This is a genomic window from Pseudomonas fluorescens, assembly GCF_018614655.1.
Lineage (GTDB): Bacteria > Pseudomonadota > Gammaproteobacteria > Pseudomonadales > Pseudomonadaceae > Aquipseudomonas > Aquipseudomonas fluorescens_BX.
The window spans coordinates 85,965-101,089 of record NZ_JAGGOG010000016.1; the positions used below are offsets into that span (position 1 = coordinate 85,965).

13 protein-coding genes are annotated in these 15,125 nt (G+C 59.7%); 7 read left to right on the forward strand and 6 right to left on the reverse strand.

Annotated features, from left to right (window positions below):
* Positions 1-154: 154 nt before the first annotated feature.
* Together J7E41_RS16365 and hemH are read left to right on the forward strand one after the other, a co-directional pair.
* Positions 155-1,054 carry a TIGR01777 family oxidoreductase gene (locus J7E41_RS16365; RefSeq protein ID WP_214994349.1) on the forward strand — a complete coding sequence of 300 codons (900 nt, stop codon included), beginning with the start codon at positions 155-157 and terminating at the stop codon, positions 1,052-1,054.
* Positions 1,055-1,068: 14 nt separating this feature from the next.
* Positions 1,069-2,091 (forward strand): ferrochelatase, encoded by a 1,023-nt coding sequence (hemH, locus tag J7E41_RS16370; protein WP_214994350.1) that lies wholly within the window; start codon positions 1,069-1,071, stop codon positions 2,089-2,091.
* Positions 2,092-2,234: 143 nt separating this feature from the next.
* Here hemH and J7E41_RS16375 read toward each other — a convergent pair whose 3' ends face one another.
* The 3 genes from J7E41_RS16375 to algW all read right to left on the reverse strand — a co-directional run bounded on the left by J7E41_RS16375 (position 2,235) and on the right by algW (position 6,346).
* The gene (locus J7E41_RS16375; protein WP_214994352.1) at positions 2,235-2,954 is read right to left on the reverse strand and encodes a DUF4198 domain-containing protein; all 720 of its coding nucleotides are present in this window, start codon (positions 2,952-2,954) and stop codon (positions 2,235-2,237) included.
* A gap of 12 nt (positions 2,955-2,966) precedes the next feature.
* Entirely contained in the window at positions 2,967-5,078 is a 2,112-nt protein-coding gene (locus tag J7E41_RS16380; protein WP_214994354.1) for a TonB-dependent siderophore receptor, read from the reverse strand.
* A gap of 113 nt (positions 5,079-5,191) precedes the next feature.
* Entirely contained in the window at positions 5,192-6,346 is a 1,155-nt protein-coding gene (algW, locus tag J7E41_RS16385; RefSeq protein ID WP_214994356.1) for a Do family serine endopeptidase AlgW, read from the reverse strand.
* Between the two features lie 102 nt (positions 6,347-6,448).
* Here algW and J7E41_RS16390 point away from each other — a divergent pair, with 102 nt between their 5' ends.
* From J7E41_RS16390 to cysN, 3 genes are all read left to right on the forward strand, one after another.
* The gene (locus tag J7E41_RS16390) at positions 6,449-7,207 is read left to right on the forward strand and encodes a Nif3-like dinuclear metal center hexameric protein (RefSeq protein ID WP_169352989.1); all 759 of its coding nucleotides are present in this window, start codon (positions 6,449-6,451) and stop codon (positions 7,205-7,207) included.
* Positions 7,208-7,462: 255 nt separating this feature from the next.
* The gene (gene cysD / locus J7E41_RS16395; RefSeq protein ID WP_214994358.1) at positions 7,463-8,380 is read left to right on the forward strand and encodes a sulfate adenylyltransferase subunit CysD; all 918 of its coding nucleotides are present in this window, start codon (positions 7,463-7,465) and stop codon (positions 8,378-8,380) included.
* Positions 8,381-8,389: 9 nt separating this feature from the next.
* Positions 8,390-10,288, forward strand: coding sequence for a sulfate adenylyltransferase subunit CysN (gene cysN / locus J7E41_RS16400; protein WP_214994360.1), 1,899 nt, complete (start codon positions 8,390-8,392; stop codon positions 10,286-10,288).
* Positions 10,289-10,464: 176 nt separating this feature from the next.
* Here cysN and J7E41_RS16405 read toward each other — a convergent pair whose 3' ends face one another.
* The 3 genes from J7E41_RS16405 to J7E41_RS16415 form a co-directional block, all read right to left on the reverse strand.
* Positions 10,465-11,364, reverse strand: a complete 900-nt coding sequence (locus tag J7E41_RS16405; RefSeq protein ID WP_214994361.1) for an acyltransferase — start codon at positions 11,362-11,364, stop codon at positions 10,465-10,467.
* Complete coding sequence (gene pta, locus J7E41_RS16410) at positions 11,365-13,464, reverse strand: phosphate acetyltransferase (protein ID WP_214994362.1); 2,100 nt, start codon at positions 13,462-13,464, stop codon at positions 11,365-11,367. It abuts the gene before it with no gap.
* A 62-nt stretch (positions 13,465-13,526) separates the two neighbouring features.
* The gene (locus tag J7E41_RS16415) at positions 13,527-13,865 is read right to left on the reverse strand and encodes a DUF3565 domain-containing protein (RefSeq protein ID WP_214994363.1); all 339 of its coding nucleotides are present in this window, start codon (positions 13,863-13,865) and stop codon (positions 13,527-13,529) included.
* Between J7E41_RS16415 and J7E41_RS16420 the strand changes: the two genes are divergently transcribed.
* Both J7E41_RS16420 and J7E41_RS16425 read left to right on the forward strand, forming a co-directional pair.
* The gene (locus tag J7E41_RS16420; protein WP_017476012.1) at positions 13,834-14,319 is read left to right on the forward strand and encodes an FKBP-type peptidyl-prolyl cis-trans isomerase; all 486 of its coding nucleotides are present in this window, start codon (positions 13,834-13,836) and stop codon (positions 14,317-14,319) included. The two genes, J7E41_RS16415 and J7E41_RS16420, sit on opposite strands and share 32 nt — an antisense overlap.
* A gap of 136 nt (positions 14,320-14,455) precedes the next feature.
* Positions 14,456-14,938, forward strand: coding sequence for a glutathione peroxidase (locus J7E41_RS16425; protein WP_214994364.1), 483 nt, complete (start codon positions 14,456-14,458; stop codon positions 14,936-14,938).
* Positions 14,939-15,125: the final 187 nt, after the last annotated feature.

Sequence of the window (15,125 nt, forward strand, 5' to 3'; positions counted from 1 at the left end):
TATTGTTTTTTGGTATAAGTTTTTGCGTGCCTGATCGTTTGGCGTGTTCTATGGTTAAACCTGAGAGTTAAACCAACGTTGCGCCCGATTTAAAAGATCCCTGTCTATAAAATAGACCAGTGGCGGACGGCGAACGTTACACGAGGAAAAACTCATGCATATTTTGCTGACGGGTGGTACGGGTCTGATCGGCCGCCAGCTCTGCCAGTACTGGCAGGCTCAGGGGCATCGTTTGAGTGTGTGGAGTCGTCATCCGGAACAGGTGGCCAAACTCTGCGGTGCCCAGGTGCAAGGCGTCGCCCGTCTACAGGACATTAGCGAGCCGGTGGACGCGGTGATCAATCTGGCCGGCGCCCCCATTGCCGGTCGGCCCTGGACCCACAAACGCAAGGCGTTGTTGTGGAGCAGCCGGATCGGCCTGACTGAAACCCTGCTTGCCTGGCTCGATGGCCTTGAGCACAAACCGGGGGTATTGATATCCGGTTCTGCCGTGGGTTGGTACGGCGATGGCGGGGAGCGCGAACTGACCGAAGACAGCGGCCCGGTGCTGGACGATTTCCCCAGCCAGTTGTGCATTGCCTGGGAAGAAACCGCCCAGCGCGCGGAAGCTTTTGGCATACGGGTTGTACTGGTGCGTACCGGATTGGTGCTGGCGGCCGAGGGCGGCTTTTTGTCGCGGCTGCTGTTGCCGTTCAAACTGGCGCTGGGCGGGCCTATCGGCAATGGCCGGCAGTGGATGCCGTGGGTGCATATCAAGGATCAAATCGCCCTGATTGATTTTCTTCTGCACAAGACTGACGCCCAGGGTCCTTATAATGCCTGCGCGCCGCAGCCGGTGCGCAATCTTGAATTCGCCAAGACGCTGGGCAAAGTGCTGCACCGGCCCGCGTTCATGCCGATGCCGGCCTTCGCCTTGCGTATTGGCCTGGGCGAGTTGTCCAGCTTGTTGCTGGGTGGCCAGCGGGCGATCCCGCAGCGGTTGTTGGCAGCCGGTTTCACTTTCCAGTTCACTGAGTTGCGTGCGGCCCTGGACGACTTGTCCAGCCGCCTCTAGAGATAGGATGTTGCATGACGGATCACGCGTTGTTACTGGTCAACCTGGGTTCACCGGCATCCACTTCGGTGGCCGATGTGCGCAGCTACCTCAATCAATTCCTGATGGACCCTTATGTGATCGACCTGCCGTGGCCGGTACGACGGTTGCTGGTGTCGCTGATCCTGATCAAGCGTCCCGAGCAATCGGCCCATGCCTATGCCTCGATCTGGTGGGACGAAGGTTCGCCTCTGGTGGTCCTGAGTCGCCGCCTGCAACAACAAATGACTGCCCAGTGGACTCAGGGCCCTGTGGAGTTGGCGATGCGTTATGGTGAGCCGTCTATTGAGAGCGTGTTGACCCGACTCGCTGCCCAGGGCATCAAGAAAGTCACCCTGGCGCCGCTGTACCCGCAGTTTGCCGACAGCACCGTGACCACGGTGGTTGAAGAAGCCAAACGTGTAGTGCGGGACAAGAAGTTGGCGATCCAGTTTTCGATTTTGCAGCCGTTCTATGACCAGCCGGAATACCTCGACGCCTTGGTAGCCAGCGCCAAACCACACTTGCAGCAGGACTTCGATCACCTGTTATTCAGCTTCCACGGCTTGCCTGAGCGACACCTGAAAAAACTCAACCCGGACCATGAGTTCGACGGTGCCACCGATTGCTGCGCCAACGCCTCGCCACAGGTGCGAGCCACCTGTTATCGCGGGCAGTGTTTCAGCGTTGCTCGGGACTTTGCTGAGCGGATGGGGCTGGCGCAGGGCAAATGGTCGGTGGCGTTTCAATCGCGCCTGGGACGGGCGAAGTGGATCGAACCTTATACCGAAGCGCGGCTGGAAGCGTTGGCCGGGCAAGGGGTGAAGAAGTTGCTGGTGATGTGCCCGGCATTTGTGGCCGATTGCATTGAGACGCTGGAGGAGATTGGTGATCGTGGGCTGGAGCAGTTCCGCGAAGCGGGTGGCGAGGAGTTGGTGCTGGTGCCGTGTTTGAATGATGACGAGCAGTGGGCGGTGGCGCTTAATGCTTTGTGTGAAAGAGCGCCCGTTGCGCTGTAGTCAAGCCGAATGAAGATTAAATGTGGGAGCGGGCTTGCTCGCGAATGCGGAGGGTCAGTTAATACATGCTCTGACTGATACACCGCCTTCGCGAGCAAGCCCGCTCCCACATTGACTACTGTGCTCACTCTGAGTCAGTGGGGTTACTCGTGATGCGGTTCGCCAAGGAACGTCAGCGAACTGAACAATCCTCGCGTCGCCACATCAGGGTTGTCCTTGAGCTGCACTTCCACCTGCGCCGCAATCACATTTAACCCTTCATTGCGCACCAGCACCTGCGCACGGCCTTCAGCGTCGGTCTCGGTGCTCAAGGTGTTGGGTGCATTGCGGTAGTCGCCGATCAACTTGATCCCCGCCGCCGGCTTGCCATCGAGCAACACTTGCACCGGCAGCGACTTGCCCGGGCCTACGGTCAGAGGGTCAACTTCCGGCAGGATCAGCAGCTTGATCTGATCCAGCTTTGGCAATTTCGCCCCGGGCTGGTAAATCGCCAGGCTGTATTTGAAGGTCTGGGTCGACTCGACTGCGCCAGGCACTTTACTGCGGCCCTGGTTGATCCACTTGTTATCCGCAGTCTTCGACCACATCCCGTTATCCAACGCTACCGCCAGCACCGCAGGTGGTTTGAGCGGTTGCAGGCGGGCATGATCGTCCAGACGTTGCACTGTCACCGGGATCATTTTTGCGCTGGCGTCGTAAGCCCAGGCACCGCTGATTTTCTGGGCCTTGAAGGCATTGTCCTCGGCGCCATGGCCGTAGATGACTTCGATGTTACCGCGTCGTTGTTCGGTCCATAGGCCATGGGCCGATACCTGGGTGGCAAATAGCAGGCCCAGCACTGCCAATGATTTGAGAGGGAGCATGGTGACGTCCTTTTACAGGTTGAGGGTCAGGCTGACGGTGAGGTTGCGTGGTTCCCCGGGATTGACCCAGTAGTTGCTGTAGGAACGCTCGTAGTACTTTTCATCGAACAGGTTGTTGAGGTTCAGGCCCACGGTGACGTTGTCACTGGCTTTGTAATGGGCCAGCAGGTCGACGGTGTGGTACGCCGGCAACTCAAAGCTGCCGCCCGCTTCACCCGAACGATCACCGACGTAGGTGAGCGCGGCGCCCAGATCGGATCCACGTAGCCGGCCATCCTGAAACTCATACACTCCCAACAGGCTGCCGCTGCGCTTGGCCACGCCGAGAATCCGGCTGCCGGCCGGGATGGTTTTGTCGCCCTTGGTGACTTCGGCATCGATGTAGGCAAAGGCGCCGATAACCCGTACGGCGTCGGTCAACTGCCCTGTCAGCTGCAAGTCAATGCCCTGGCTGCGGGCTTTGCCCATGGCGCGGCTGGTGTCAGTGGCCGGGTCCAGGGCCAGGACGTTTTCCTTTTCGATATGAAAGGCGGCGAGGGTGGTGCTCAGGCGGTCGTCGAACAGCTCGCTCTTGATGCCGACTTCATAACCCACACCTTCTTCCGGCTTGAAGGATTTACCGCCGGCGTCCAGGCCATTGTTGGGTTTGAACGAGGTGGAGGCGTTGGCGAACACGCCCACTTGCGGTGTCAGTTGGTAGAGCAACCCGGCGCGTTGGGTCAGGGCGTCGTGGGTTTGCCGGCTTTTGGCGTGGTTATGGGTGTAGTCGTCGGTACGTTGTTCGAAGTGCTCGAAGCGCGCGCCGATCATGCCCCGCAGACGGTCGGTGAAGATGATCTGGTCTTGCAGGTTCAGGGCCTGACTTTTCACCTGCTCGTAGAAATCGGTACCGGAGCGCGCGCCGTTGGGCTTGGGTTGGCCGTAGATGGGGTTGTAGAGGTCGATCGCGTAGTCGCTGCCGCCGATGGCGGTCACGCGTTCCTTCTTGCGGTAATCCTCGTATTCGGTGCCGATGAGCAGTTCATGCTGCCAACGGCCGATGTCGAACAGGCCGCGCAGTTCCAGCTGGGTGATGCTGTCATGCCAACCGGTGGAGCGTTCGCGGTAGCGGCGGTTGAGGGTGTGGCCATCGGTATTCAGTGCGCGGTTTTCCGAGGCGTCGCCCCACAGGCTGCCTTGTTTGTAATGGCTGGCCAGGCGCAGCTTCCAGGCATCGTTGAGGTGATGCTCAAGGGTCGCTTGCAGACGGTTATTGTGGTTGCGGATATCGCCATCGTTGGGCTCGCCGAGGAAGGTCGAGCGGGAGACGCCGCCCCAGCGGTTGTTGGGCGCGACGATGCCTCGGTCGAAGGTCGAGCTGTGGCGCACGAATTCGCTTTCCACCAGCAGGCTGGTGTCCGGGTCCAGTTGCCAACTGAGGGACGGCGCGACAAACACTCGCTTGCCTTGCACGTGATCACGGAAGCTGTGGTTGTCCTCCACCGCCAGGTTGACCCGCGACAGCAAGGTGCCGTTGCTGTCCAGTGGCGTGTTGACGTCAAGGGCAGTGCGGTAGCGATCCCAACTGCCGGCGCTGGTCTGCACGGTGGTGAAGGCTTCGGCCTGCGGCTTCTTGGTGACGATATTCACTGTGCCGCCGGGATCACCACGGCCATAGAGGCTGGCGGCGGGGCCCTTGAGTACTTCGATGCGTTCGATGTTGGCCGCGTCCGGGGTGCTCGGGTAGCCGCGGTTGGCGCTGAAACCGTCCTGGTAGAACTCCGACGTGGTGAACCCGCGCACGCTGTATTCGTAAAGGGTCAGGCCGCCGAAATTGTTCTGTTTGGACACGCCGCCGGCAAATTCCAGGGCGCGTTCGACGTTGGTGCTGCCCAGGTCCTTGAGCACCGTGGCGGGAATTACACTGATGGACTGCGGGATATCCCGTATGGCGGTGTCGGTTTTTGTGGCGCTGGCGGAACGGGTGGCGCGGTAGCCTTTGACGGGACCGGTGGCGGATTCGTACGCCTCACTGGTCACGCTGATGGTGTCCAGTTCGAGGCTGGTGGTGTCTTCGGCGTAGACCGGGTCCACCAGCAAACCCAAGGCGATTCCGGCCAATGGGGCAAATTTTCGAGAAGGCATGGTAGAGCGTTCCAATAGCGTTATTGAAACAATATAACATGACGGATAAGAATGGATGCTTTTTGAAATATTGGGTTACAGGAGCCTGCGCACAGGCTCCTGCAAGAGGCGGGTTACTCCTCTCCTTTCATCGGTGCAGGCGGCGGCCGCAAGCCGATTTCCGCCGACAGCTTGAGTTCTTTGCCATTGCGCATGACCTGAATGGTGACCTTGTCAGTGGGCTTGATCCGCGCCACCTGATTCATCGATTTACGGCCATCACCCGCCGGCTCGCCGTCGATGCTGAGGATCACATCGCCCAATTGCAGCCCGGCTTTCTGCGCCGGACCGTCGCGGAAGATACCGGCGACCACGATGCCAGGGCGACCGGTCAGCCCAAAGGACTCCGCCAGCTCCTTGGTCAACGGTTGCACTTCAATACCCAGCCAGCCACGAATGACCTGGCCATGCTCGATAATCGATTTCATTACTTCCATGGCCAGCTTGACCGGGATAGCGAAGCCGATGCCTTGGGAACCGCCGGATTTGGAGAAGATCGCCGTATTGATCCCGGTCAGATTGCCATTGGCATCCACCAGCGCACCACCGGAGTTGCCGGGGTTGATTGCCGCATCGGTCTGGATAAAGTCTTCGTAGCTGTTGAGGCCCAACTGATTACGCCCGGTGGCGCTGATGATCCCCATGGTTACCGTCTGGCCGACGCCGAACGGGTTGCCGATGGCCAGCGCTACGTCACCGACGCGCAAGCTTTCGGAGCGACCGATGGTGATCGAGGGCAGGCTCTTCAAATCGATTTTCAGTACCGCCAGGTCGGTTTCCGGGTCACTGCCGACTACGCGGGCCAGGGTTTCTCGGCCGTCACGCAGGGCCACGACGATCTGGTCGGCACCGGTGCTCACGTGGTTGTTGGTGAGGATGTAGCCTTCCGGGCTCATGATGACCCCGGAGCCCAGGCTCGACTCCATACGCCGCTGCTTGGGCGAGTTGTCACCGAAGAAACGCCGGAACTGCGGGTCTTCAAACAGTGGATGGGCCGGTTTGTTGATGACCTTGGTGGTGTACAGGTTGACCACCGCAGGCGCTGCGATGACGACGGCATCGGCGTAAGTCACCGGGCCTTGTACCACCGCGCTGGTTTGCGGTGCCTGTTGCAGGTTGACATCAAGGGTCGGCAGGCCGACCCACTGTGGATAACGCTGAATAATCAGCATCGCGATCAGCACGCCAGCCAACAATGGCCATCCAAAAAAACGCAGTGCCTTGAGCATTAAGAAAAATCCTGACAGGTTGCAGGGGGCGCAAGAGCGCCCATAATGTCGCGCATTATACGAGGCCGCGAGCGCCTCCGAACGGGTATTTAGGAGTCTTTTATGGCCGTCGCTCTGAGCACCTTAGTTGAGGAAGCAGACCGCTACCTCAACAGCGCGAAAATTGCCGATTATTGCCCCAATGGCCTGCAGGTCGAGGGTCGACCCCAGGTGCGGCGCATCGTCAGCGGCGTTACGGCGAGCCAGGCGCTGCTGGACGCGGCAGTCGAAGCCCAGGCCGACCTGGTGCTGGTGCACCATGGCTATTTCTGGAAGGGCGAAAGCCCGTGTATCACCGGCATGAAGCAGCGGCGCCTGAAAACCCTGCTCAAGCACGACATCAGCTTGCTGGCCTACCACTTGCCTCTGGACCTGCACCCCGACGTCGGCAACAACGTGCAGCTTGCTCGGCAACTGGACATCACCGTCGAGGGCCCGCTGGACCCGGATAACCTTAAAATTGTCGGCCTGGTGGGCTCGCTGGCTGAGCCTGTGTCGCCCCGCGACTTCGCCCGCCGCGTGCAGGATGCCATGGGTCGTGAGCCCTTGCTGATCGAAGGCAGCGAGATGATCCGCCGTGTCGGCTGGTGCACGGGGGGCGGCCAGGGTTATATCGATCAGGCCGTGCTGGCCGGTGTTGACCTGTACCTGAGCGGTGAAGCCTCGGAGCAGACGTTCCACAGCGCGCGGGAAAATGACATCAGCTTCATTGCCGCCGGTCACCACGCCACCGAGCGTTATGGCGTGCAAGCGCTGGGGGATTACCTGGCAAGGCGTTTTGCCCTGGAACACCTGTTCATCGATTGCCCCAACCCGATCTGATGAGCACTGCCAAAAAATGTGGGAGCGGGCTTGCTCGCGAAAGCAGAGTGTCAGTCACCACATGTATGGTCTGACACACCGCGTTCGCGAGCAAGCCCGCTCCCACATTCGACCGAGTAGCGCCAAACCCAGCGGTATATTCATATACCGTTTCGTTCTAGCTGGCTCCCTGAATAGAAGCAGGTGCTGTGCTAGCATGCCCCGCTCGAACACGGCCCGCTGGCCGTCCATAAGATCGTTTTTCCGTGAGTAGCCATGGTCGACAAACTGACGCATCTGAAACAGCTGGAGGCGGAAAGCATCCACATCATCCGCGAGGTCGCCGCCGAGTTCGATAACCCGGTGATGCTCTATTCGATCGGTAAAGACTCCGCCGTGATGCTGCATCTGGCGCGCAAGGCATTTTTCCCGGGCAAGCTGCCGTTTCCGGTGATGCACGTCGACACCCAGTGGAAATTCCAGGAGATGTACAAGTTCCGCGACCGTATGGTTGAAGAGCTGGGCCTGGAATTGATCACCCACGTCAACCCGGACGGCGTGGCACAGGGTATCAACCCCTTCACCCACGGCAGCGCCAAGCACACCGACATCATGAAGACCGAAGGCTTGAAACAGGCCCTCGACAAGTACGGTTTCGACGCTGCTTTCGGCGGTGCCCGTCGCGATGAAGAGAAATCCCGTGCCAAAGAGCGCGTGTACTCGTTCCGCGACAGCAAGCACCGCTGGGACCCGAAAAACCAGCGACCGGAGCTGTGGAACGTCTACAACGGCAACGTCAACAAGGGCGAGTCGATCCGTGTGTTCCCGCTGTCCAACTGGACCGAGCTGGACATCTGGCAGTACATCTACCTTGAAGGCATCCCGATCGTGCCGCTGTACTTCGCCGCCGAACGCGATGTGATCGAGAAGAATGGCACGCTGATCATGATTGACGATGAGCGCATCCTCGAGCACCTGTCCGACGAAGACAAAGCCCGAATCGTCAAAAAGAAAGTACGTTTCCGTACCCTTGGCTGCTACCCGTTGACGGGCGCGGTGGAGTCCGAGGCTGAAAGCCTGACGGACATCATTCAGGAAATGCTCCTGACGCGAACTTCCGAGCGCCAGGGCCGAGTCATCGATCACGATGGCGCAGGCTCCATGGAAGATAAAAAACGTCAAGGCTATTTCTAAGGGGTTGTCATGTCGCATCAATCTGATTTGATCAGCGAGGACATCCTCGCCTACCTGGGCCAGCACGAACGCAAGGAAATGTTGCGCTTCCTGACCTGTGGCAACGTCGACGACGGCAAGAGCACCCTGATCGGGCGCCTGCTGCACGACTCCAAGATGATCTACGAAGATCACCTGGAAGCCATCACCCGTGACTCGAAAAAGTCCGGCACCACCGGTGACGACATCGACCTGGCGTTGCTGGTCGACGGCCTGCAGGCCGAGCGTGAGCAGGGCATCACCATTGATGTCGCCTACCGCTACTTCTCCACCGCCAAGCGCAAATTCATCATCGCCGACACCCCCGGCCATGAGCAGTACACCCGCAACATGGCCACTGGTGCGTCCACCTGTGACCTGGCGATTATCCTGATTGACGCCCGCTACGGCGTGCAAACCCAGACCCGTCGCCACAGCTTTATCGCCTCGTTGCTGGGCATCAAACACATCGTGGTGGCCGTCAACAAGATGGACATCAATGGTTTTGACCAAAGTGTGTTCGAGCAGATCAAGGCCGATTACCTGAAGTTCGCCGAAGGTATCGCCTTCAAGCCGAGCACCATGGCCTTTGTGCCAATGTCGGCGCTCAAGGGCGACAACGTGGTGAACAAGAGCGAGCGTTCACCGTGGTACACCGGCCAGTCGCTGATGGAGATCCTCGAAACCGTCGAGATCGCCAACGATCGCAACTACACCGACCTGCGTTTCCCGGTGCAGTACGTCAACCGCCCGAACCTGAACTTCCGTGGTTTCGCCGGCACCTTGGCCAGCGGCATCGTGCACAAGGGCGACGAAATCGTGGTGCTGCCGTCGGGCAAGAGCAGCCGCGTCAAATCCATCGTTACCTTCGAAGGCGAACTGGAACACGCCGGTCCCGGCCAGGCCGTGACGCTGACCATGGAAGATGAGATCGACATCTCCCGTGGCGACCTGCTGGTGCATGCCGACAACGTGCCGCAAGTGACCGACGCCTTCGACGCCATGCTGGTGTGGATGGCCGAAGAGCCGATGCTGCCGGGCAAGAAATACGACATCAAGCGCGCCACCAGTTACGTGCCGGGTTCGATTACCAGCATCGTGCATCGCGTTGATGTGAACACCTTGGCCGAAGGACCTGCCAGTGCCTTGCAATTGAACGAGATCGGCCGGGTCAAGGTCAGCCTCGATGCTGTCATCGCCCTCGATGGGTATGCCAGCAACCGCACCACGGGGTCGTTCATCGTCATCGACCGGTTGACCAACGGCACCGTGGCGGCGGGGATGATCATCGCGCAGCCGGTGACTCACGGCAGCGCGGCGCAGCACGGCAAGTTGGCCCACGTTGCCACTGAAGAACGCGCCCAGCGTTTCGGCCAGCAACCGGCCACCGTGTTGTTCAGCGGCCTGTCCGGCGCCGGCAAAAGCACCCTGGCCTACGCGGTTGAACGCAAGTTGTTCGACATGGGCCGTGCGGTGTTTGTGCTCGATGGGCAGAACCTGCGCCATGACTTGAACAAAGGTCTGCCACAGGACCGTGCCGGGCGTACCGAGAACTGGCGTCGTGCGGCTCACGTGGCCCGTCAGTTCAACGAAGCTGGCCTGTTGACCCTGGCCGCGTTTGTCGCCCCGGATGCTGAAGGGCGTGAACAGGCCAAGGCGTTGATTGGTGCTGATCGTCTGCTGACGGTGTACGTCCAGGCTTCGCCGCTGGTGTGTGCCGAGCGTGATCCGCAAGGCTTGTACGCGGCAGGCGGGGATAACATCCCTGGCGAGTCCTTCCCGTACGACGTACCGTTGAACGCCGACCTGGTGATCGACACCCAGGTGTTGTCGCTGGAAGAAAGCGTCAAGCAAGTGCTGGAGCTGTTGCGTCAGCGCGGCGCGATCTAAACCTCGCCGCCACAAAAAAGCCCGTCACCGATCACTCGGTGGCGGGTTTTCTTGTGGGGCCTTGAAAACAACTCGGTCAAATGTGGGAGCGGGCTTGCTCGCGAAAGCGGTGTATCAGTCATACATGTATTGGCTGACACTCTGCTTTCGCGAGCAAGCCCGCTCCCACATTTTAATTACCGTTTGCCTGGGAAATCTGTGTGCAATTGGGCGAGCAATTCGTCTTTCTCCTCCCACAACCCATTGATCCACCCCTGGAACTCCAACCGATATTCCCCATCCTGCTCATAGTTCTTACCAATGAACTGCACAGGGATCTGGACTTCTTCAAACTGCACCACCACGTCTTTCACATTCCCGCACAGCAAATCCCAAAACCCGGGACGCCCGCCAGGGTAGTGAATGGTCACGTTCACCAGCGATTTCAGCTGTTCACCCATGGCATCCAGCACAAACGCAATGCCGCCGGCCTTGGGCTTGAGCAAGTAGCGAAACGGTGATTTCTGCTGCGCGTGCTTGGCAGGGGTAAACCGTGTGCCCTCGGCAAAGTTGAAAATTCCCACCGGGTTGTCACGAAACTTCGCGCAGGTCTTGCGGGTGGTTTCCAGATCCTTGCCTTTCTTCTCCGGGTGCTTCTCCAGGTAGGCCTTGGTGTAGCGCTTCATGAACGGGAAGCCCAATGCCCACCAGGCCAGACCGATCACAGGGACCCAAATCAACTCCTGCTTCAGGAAAAACTTCAGCGGCCGGATACGGCGGTTGAGCACGTATTGCAGCACCATGATGTCGACCCAGCTCTGGTGGTTACTGGTCACCAGATAAGAGTGCTCGTAGTCCAGCCCCTCAAGGCCGGTCAGGTGCCAGCGGGTGCGGCGTACCAGGTTCATCCAGGCCTTGTTGTTACTGATCCACGCCTCGTGGGTGTGGTTCATCAGCCATTCGCTGAAGCGTTTGGCGAACGGCAGCAGCTTGAACAACGCCACGATAAACAGGAACGAACACAGCAGGATCGTGTTCAACGCCAGCAACAGCGAGGCGATCACCCCGCGCACGGCGGCAGGTAGAAAATCCAGCATTTAGACATCCATAGGTCGGTTGGCGGCTTGAATCGCAGTCAGGGCGATGGTGTACACGATATCGTCCACCTGGGCCCCACGGGGCAGGTCGTTCACCGGTTTGCGCAGGCCTTGCAGCATCGGCCCCAGACTGACGCAATCGGCGCTGCGTTGCACGGCCTTGTGGGTGGTGTTGCCGGTGTTCAGGTCGGGGAACACGAACACTGTGGCCTTGCCGGCTACCAGGCTGTTGGGGGCCAGTTGCCGGGCAACGGTTTCGTTAGCGGCGGCGTCGTATTGCAGCGGGCCATCGATCAGCAGTGAGCTTTGGGCTTCGTGGGCGAGCAGGGTGGCTTCACGAACTTTTTCCACTTCTTCGCCGCTGGCCGAATCGCCGCTGGAATAGCTGATCATCGCCACTCGAGGCGTGATGCCGAAAGCCGCAGCCGAATCGGCACTTTGCAAGGCAATTTCCGCAAGCTCCGCGGCGCTTGGGTGCGGGTTCATCACGCAGTCGCCGTACACCAGCACTTGCTCCGGGAACAGCATGAAAAATACCGACGAGACCAAAGTGCAGCCCGGTGCAGTCTTGATTAGCTGCAAGGCCGGGCGGATGGTGTTGGCGGTGGAGTGGATGACGCCGGAGACCAGTCCGTCGACTTCATCCAGCGCGAGCATCATGGTAGCGATCACCACGGTGTCTTCCAGTTGCTGCTCGGCCATCGGTGCGTTGAGGCTTTTACTTTTGCGCAAGGCCACCATGGGTTCGACATAGCGTTGGCGAATCAAATCCGGGTCGAGAATCTCCAGACCCTCGGGCAGCTCGATACCTTGCGCCCGGGCTACCGCTTCGACGTCCGCAGGTTTGGCCAGCAACACGCAACGGGCGATGCCCCGTGCCTGGCAGATCGCGGCGGCCTGTACGGTCAGCGGCTCGCTGCCTTCGGGCAAGACGATGCGCTTGTTGGCGGCCTGGGCACGTTGGATCAATTGATAGCGGAACACCGCCGGCGACAGGCGCATTTCCCGTGGTGTGCCACAACGTTGGTGCAGCCAGCGGGCGTCCAGGTGGCTGGCGACGAAGTCAGTGATGATCTCCGCACGTTCGCGGTCATCAATCGGGATTTCCTTGTTCAGGCTGTTGAGCTGGTTGGCGGTGTCGTAGGAACCAGTGCTCACCGACAATACCGGCAGCCCGGCCTGGAAGGCGCCACGACACAGGTCCATGATGCGCGGGTCGGGCAGGGTGTCGCTGGTCAGCAGCAAACCGGCCAGGGGGACGCCGTTGATGGCGGCGAGACTGACCGCCAGGATGATGTCGTCACGATCCCCCGGCGTTACCACCAGCACGCCGGGCTTGAGTAACTCCACGGTGTTGCGCATGGTACGGGCGCAAATGATGATCTTGGTCATGCGCCGGGTTTCGTAGTCGCCGGCGTTGAGGATCTGCGCGCCCATCAGGTCAGCCACGTCGCGGGTGCGCGGGGCGTTGAGTTCCGGCTGGTAAGGAATGCAGCCCAGCAGGCGGAAATCACCGCTGCGCAGCAACGGCGAATGCTCTTTGAGGCGCGCGGAGAACGCCTCCATGCTTTCCTCGGTGCGGACCTTGTTGAGGATCACACCGAGGACTTTCGGGTCTTTCGGGCCGCCAAACAGTTGGGCCTGCAGTTCCACGCGGCCGGACAGCTCGGTCAGCACTTCGTTTTCCGGAGCCGAGACCAGAATCACTTCGGCATCCAGGCTTTTCGCCAGGTGCAGGTTGACCCTGGCCGCATAGCTGGCGCTGCGGGTTGGCACCATGCCTTCGACGATCAGCACGTCTTTGCCCACGGCTGCCTGTTGGTACAAGGTGATGATTTCTTCCAGCAACTCATCCAACTGGCCGTCGCCGAGCATGCGCTCGACGTGGGCCAGGCCCAACGGCTGTGGCGGTTTCAGGCCGTGGGTGCGGGCCACCAGTTCGGTGGAGCGCTCCGGCCCCGTATCACCCGGGTGCGGCTGGGCAATGGGTTTGAAGAAACCGACTTTCAGCCCGGCCCGTTCAAGGGTGCGCACCAGCCCAAGGCTGATGGAGGTCAGACCCACACCAAAATCGGTGGGCGCGATAAAAAAAGTCTGCATGCGAATTCTCTGGAGGTGCATGGCTTCGGTGGCTGTCTATAGCTGATGGCCTACCGGGGGAATCAAGTGCCAAGGTTATCTCTATCTGAGTCCTGCGCACACCAGCCACACGCAAAGGGTCGGCCTATTTTTTCAAGGCGTTGTGCTGGGTCATTGACCCAGGCCCGGGATTGCCACGGCGGCTGGTGGCGCAGGTGTTGGGTGTGGCCGCAGGAAAGCTCGACGACCCAGTGTTGGTCTTCATCCTGATGAAAGCCCATGACCGTCGAGTCGCTTGTTCGACCCCGTCTGTCCGGGTTCTGTTCGCTTTCGGGCAAATCCTTGTTTAGACTTGTCCGTTCTTCATTCTTATGCAAAAGGTCTCGCCCCATGCCGATCGCCGCCAATAAGGCTGTCTCCATTGACTATACCCTGACCAACGACGCTGGTGAGGTCATCGACAGTTCTGCCGGCGGCGCGCCGCTGGTCTACCTGCAAGGCGCAGGTAATATCATCCCGGGCCTGGAAAAGGCCCTGGAAGGCAAAGAGGTCGGTGACGAACTGACCGTTGCCGTAGAACCTGAAGATGCCTACGGTGAATACTCCGCCGAACTGGTCAGCACCCTGAGCCGCAGCATGTTCGAAGGTGTTGATGAGCTGGAAGTGGGTATGCAGTTCCACGCTTCCGCTCCAGACGGCCAAATGCAGATCGTCACCATTCGTGACCTGGACGGCGACGATGTCACCGTCGACGGCAACCACCCGTTGGCTGGCCAGCGCCTGAACTTCCAGGTCAAGATCGTGGCTATCCGCGATGCTTCCCAGGAAGAAGTGGCCCACGGTCACGTCCACGGTGAAGGCGGTCATCACCATTAATTGATAGGCTAAGGTCTGTCAGTTGGAAAAAGGCGCCTTCGGGCGCCTTTTTTGATCGGCGGCTATTATTGCCGACTTGGCGGTTGTAATCTCGAACCGCTGTTATGCGAAGAACATGGGATATCTGGAGTTCGTCATGAGTGCTTTCCACGACCTTAATCTGACTGGCCTCAATGGTCAGGAGCTGCCTCTGGCGCCCTTCAAGGGGCAAGTCGTGCTGGTGGTCAACGTTGCCTCCAAATGCGGGCTGACACCGCAATATGCCGCGCTGGAAAACCTCTATCAGCAGTATAAAAGCCAGGGTTTCACCGTGCTGGGCCTGCCGTGCAACCAGTTTGCGGGTCAGGAGCCTGGGACCGAAGAAGAGATCCAGGAATTCTGCAGCCTTAACTATGGCGTGACCTTTCCCCTGGGCAGCAAGCTTGAGGTCAATGGCCCTGAGCGTCACCAGCTGTACCGTTTGCTGGCGGGCGAGGGGGCCGAGTTTCCTGGGGATATCACCTGGAATTTCGAAAAATTCCTGTTGGGCAAGGACGGTCGGGTGCTGGCGCGTTTCTCGCCGCGTACCGCTCCGGATGATCCGACCATCGTCCAGGCCATCGAAAAAGCCCTGGCCTGATACACCATTGTTGTAGTGGGGGGCTTGTTGTGGCGAGGGGGCTTGCCCCCGTTGGGCTGCGAAGCGGCCCCAATAATGTCACTGCATACACTAGAGAGAACAGGTTGCCCGACTTAGGGCCGCTGCGCAGCCCAACGGGGGCAAGCCCCCTCTCCACAGTCCTTCGTGCTTTTACCCCTTAATCACC

What these genes read in the sequence shown, in the direction of transcription:
- cysD (WP_214994358.1), top strand. Translation starts at nt 7,463, where the DNA reads ATGGTCGACAAACTGACGCATCTGAAACAGCTGGAGGCGGAAAGCATC.
- J7E41_RS16380 (WP_214994354.1), bottom strand. Translation starts at nt 5,078, where the DNA reads ATGCCTTCTCGAAAATTTGCCCCATTGGCCGGAATCGCCTTGGGTTTG.
- J7E41_RS16390 (WP_169352989.1), top strand. Translation starts at nt 6,449, where the DNA reads ATGGCCGTCGCTCTGAGCACCTTAGTTGAGGAAGCAGACCGCTACCTC.
- cysN (WP_214994360.1), top strand. Translation starts at nt 8,390, where the DNA reads ATGTCGCATCAATCTGATTTGATCAGCGAGGACATCCTCGCCTACCTG.
- J7E41_RS16365 (WP_214994349.1), top strand. Translation starts at nt 155, where the DNA reads ATGCATATTTTGCTGACGGGTGGTACGGGTCTGATCGGCCGCCAGCTC.
- algW (WP_214994356.1), bottom strand. Translation starts at nt 6,346, where the DNA reads ATGCTCAAGGCACTGCGTTTTTTTGGATGGCCATTGTTGGCTGGCGTG.
- J7E41_RS16415 (WP_214994363.1), bottom strand. Translation starts at nt 13,865, where the DNA reads ATGGAGACAGCCTTATTGGCGGCGATCGGCATGGGGCGAGACCTTTTG.
- pta (WP_214994362.1), bottom strand. Translation starts at nt 13,464, where the DNA reads ATGCAGACTTTTTTTATCGCGCCCACCGATTTTGGTGTGGGTCTGACC.
- hemH (WP_214994350.1), top strand. Translation starts at nt 1,069, where the DNA reads ATGACGGATCACGCGTTGTTACTGGTCAACCTGGGTTCACCGGCATCC.
- J7E41_RS16405 (WP_214994361.1), bottom strand. Translation starts at nt 11,364, where the DNA reads ATGCTGGATTTTCTACCTGCCGCCGTGCGCGGGGTGATCGCCTCGCTG.
- J7E41_RS16420 (WP_017476012.1), top strand. Translation starts at nt 13,834, where the DNA reads ATGCCGATCGCCGCCAATAAGGCTGTCTCCATTGACTATACCCTGACC.
- J7E41_RS16425 (WP_214994364.1), top strand. Translation starts at nt 14,456, where the DNA reads ATGAGTGCTTTCCACGACCTTAATCTGACTGGCCTCAATGGTCAGGAG.
- J7E41_RS16375 (WP_214994352.1), bottom strand. Translation starts at nt 2,954, where the DNA reads ATGCTCCCTCTCAAATCATTGGCAGTGCTGGGCCTGCTATTTGCCACC.